We start from the raw sequence: 1,704 nt of genomic DNA on the forward strand, positions 1-1,704 counted from the left end.
CTTGATCTAACGCGGCGTGAGCTGCAGTCAAAGTTGAAAGAAAAATCCCACCCTTGGGAAGTCGCCAAAAGCTTTGATGGTGCTTGCCCGCTCAGTGAATTTGTTCCGTTAGGGAACTGTACAGCCTTAAACCAGCTTGAGTTTACCTTGAGTATCAATGGAGAGTTGCGACAGCATGGTAAGAGTAGCGATATGTTGAACCCGATCGCGCCACTTATTGCGCATATGAGTACCTTTTTCACGCTCAACCCAGGTGACGTTGTTCTTACCGGAACGCCGAAGGGGGTGGGGCAGCTACACAAAGGGGATCAGTTGTCGCTAAAGTTTGGCAAGAATTTAGCTTTTGATACTAAGGCAATCTAAATTTAGCTGCTGACTTCGGTGTCTCCCATTCCCCCAGCTGCCGATTCTCTATATAATTGCGGGCTTTTTCGATATTAGGAATTAGCCCGCGTGCCTCAGACTCAAACCCGTTCTTCTGAACTTGCTAGCAGTGCATCAAGTAGTGAGTCAAATTTGCAGACGATAGCTGATTTTATTCGTTACACTTTTTCGAGTTTGAATCGTGAACAGGTTTATTGTGGCCATGGTACTGACAACAACTGGGATGAGGCAGTCAGCCTGGTTCTTCAGTTATTAGATCTGCCTTGGGATTTTTCGACTGAACTATGGTCTTGTCGTCTGGCAGACGAAGAGAAGGCGCTTATCTTAGATGCGATTAAGCGCAGAACAAAAGGCCGAGAGCCACTGGCTTATATCACCAAACAAGCTTGGTTTTGTGGTTTGCGCTTCAATGTCGATGAGCGAGTGCTCATACCTCGCTCTCCGATTGCCGAACTCATCGGGCATCATATGGAACCTTGGCTATTAAATGAGCCTGAGCGAGTGCTTGATTTATGTACCGGAAGTGGTTGCATCGGCATCGCTGCCGCTTTGGAGTTTGAAGAGGCGCAGGTGGATTTGTTTGATATATCAGTCGATGCCCTGGCCGTGGCAAAGTCGAATATTGAATTGTATGAATTAAATGACCGGGTTCAGGCGTTTTCCTCTGATCTTTTCAGTGCTTTGAGCGATCCTTCGCAGTTCTCGGATGGTGAACATGTTCGTTACGATTTAATTTTGTCGAATCCGCCTTATGTTGATCAAAATGATTTTGACAGCATGCCCGAAGAGTATAGTGCTGAGCCTGTGTTAGGCTTGGTTGCAGGGCCTGACGGGCTGGATATTGTCAGACGAATTCTATCGGAAGGTGCGAAGCACTTAAGCGATGATGGCTTAATGATTGTTGAGGTTGGAAATAGTTGGGAAGCGCTAGAAGAGGCTTATCCTGATTTTCCCTTTACTTGGGTTGAGTTCGAACAGGGTGGGCACGGCGTGTTTGTGATTCGCGCACAAGAATTAAGAAACTACCCTTGGGTATAGAATTGAATATTATTGTTGAACGCTCAAAAGCGTTTAACTAGAGAAAGAGGCAGATAGTATGTCGGGTAATACGTTTGGAAAGCTTTTTACAGTCACTTCTTTTGGTGAGAGCCATGGAAAAGCGATAGGCTGTATTGTTGATGGTTGCCCTCCGGGGATAGAGCTTAGTGAAGAAGATTTACAGGTCGACCTGGATCGTCGGAAGCCGGGCACATCGCGCTACACTACGCAGCGTAAAGAGGCTGATGAAGTTGAGATCCTCTCTGGTATCTTTGAGGGGAA

At 46.5% G+C, this 1,704-nt stretch carries 3 protein-coding genes; all 3 read left to right on the forward strand.

Features of this window, described 5'->3' with window-relative positions; translation table 11 throughout:
- Positions 1-363 (forward strand): fumarylacetoacetate hydrolase family protein (locus tag A3766_RS03810; protein WP_197479290.1); only part of this gene is annotated, 363 nt, incomplete at its 5' end.
- Between the two features lie 90 nt (positions 364-453).
- Positions 454-1,422 (forward strand): 50S ribosomal protein L3 N(5)-glutamine methyltransferase, encoded by a 969-nt coding sequence (prmB, locus tag A3766_RS03815; RefSeq protein WP_068510637.1) that lies wholly within the window; start codon positions 454-456, stop codon positions 1,420-1,422.
- Positions 1,423-1,480: 58 nt separating this feature from the next.
- The coding region (locus A3766_RS03820; RefSeq protein WP_156508664.1) for a chorismate synthase at positions 1,481-1,704 on the forward strand (224 nt) is incomplete at its 3' end.

Source organism: Oleiphilus sp. HI0132 (assembly GCF_001635845.1).